This window comes from Corynebacterium sp. ACRPH (assembly GCF_022347285.1).
In the GTDB taxonomy this organism is placed as follows: domain Bacteria; phylum Actinomycetota; class Actinomycetes; order Mycobacteriales; family Mycobacteriaceae; genus Corynebacterium.
Window position 1 is genome coordinate 1 of record NZ_JAKRND010000043.1, and the last position, 996, is coordinate 996.

Annotated in this window: 1 protein-coding gene; it reads left to right on the top strand. The window is 43.7% G+C overall.

Going from position 1 to position 996, the window contains the following annotated elements:
* Positions 1 to 87 precede the first annotated feature (87 nt).
* A complete protein-coding gene (locus MHX66_RS10485; protein ID WP_000018326.1) occupies positions 88 to 903 on the top strand; it encodes an aminoglycoside O-phosphotransferase APH(3')-Ia in 816 nt (271 codons plus the stop codon).
* Positions 904 to 996: the final 93 nt, after the last annotated feature.

Below are 996 nucleotides of genomic sequence, written 5' to 3' on the forward strand. Positions count from 1 at the left end.
AACCCATGTTATATTGCACAAGATAAAAATATATCATCATGAACAATAAAACTGTCTGCTTACATAAACAGTAATACAAGGGGTGTTATGAGCCATATTCAACGGGAAACGTCTTGCTCGAGGCCGCGATTAAATTCCAACCTGGATGCTGATTTATATGGGTATAGATGGGCTCGCGATAATGTCGGGCAATCAGGTGCGACAATCTATCGATTGTATGGGAAGCCCAATGCGCCAGAGTTGTTTCTGAAACATGGCAAAGGTAGCGTTGCCAATGATGTTACAGATGAGATGGTCAGACTAAACTGGCTGACGGCATTTATGCCTCTTCCGACCATCAAGCATTTTATCCGTACTCCTGATGATGCATGGTTACTCACCACTGCGATCCCCGGGAAAACAGCATTCCAGGTATTAGAAGAATATCCTGATTCAGGTGAAAATATTGTTGATGCGCTGGCAGTGTTCCTGCGCCGGTTGCATTCGATTCCTGTTTGTAATTGTCCTTTTAACAGCGATCGCGTATTTCGTCTCGCTCAGGCGCAATCACGAATGAATAACGGTTTGGTTGATGCTAGTGATTTTGATGACGAGCGTAATGGCTGGCCTGTTGAACAAGTCTGGAAAGAAATGCATAAGCTTTTGCCATTCTCACCGGATTCAGTCGTCACTCATGGTGATTTCTCACTTGATAACCTTATTTTTGACGAGGGGAAATTAATAGGTTGTATTGATGTTGGACGAGTCGGAATCGCAGACCGATACCAGGATCTTGCCATCCTATGGAACTGCCTCGGTGAGTTTTCTCCTTCATTACAGAAACGGCTTTTTCAAAAATATGGTATTGATAATCCTGATATGAATAAATTGCAGTTTCATTTGATGCTCGATGAGTTTTTCTGATAGTTAGTCTTTGTAGAGACACAAACCTGAAATTCCGGACACCGCGCTTCAGGACATCTCCCTGGACGCCGATATCTGGCAGTATCCGGACGG